The 235-nt window shown below is 40.4% G+C and carries 1 pseudogene; it reads left to right on the top strand.

The features are described from left to right. Window positions 1-220: pseudogene (locus R0J87_RS24735) on the top strand (acetyl-CoA carboxylase biotin carboxylase subunit); the annotation flags it as partial. Between the last annotated feature and the right edge of the window lie 15 nt (window positions 221-235).

Here is a 235-nt window from a genome sequence, read left to right as displayed (position 1 = left end):
CAGCGTACCGCCAAACTACGATTCAATGGTGGGTAAACTGATCACTTATGGTGAAACACGTGATATCGCCATTGCCCGTATGCGTAATGCACTGGACGAATTATTGGTTGAAGGTATTAAAACTAATATTCCGTTGCACAAAGACATCATGCGTGACGAAGGTTTCTGTAAAGGTGGGACTAATATCCATTATCTGGAAAAGAAACTGGGTATTAAGTAATTCTTCGTGTTTACA

It is taken from the genome of Halomonas sp. SIMBA_159, assembly GCF_046536035.1.
Lineage (GTDB): Bacteria > Pseudomonadota > Gammaproteobacteria > Pseudomonadales > Halomonadaceae > Vreelandella > Vreelandella venusta_A.
The sequence above is the reverse complement of the archived record's forward strand: the minus strand, read 5'-3'. Positions and strand labels throughout refer to the sequence as shown.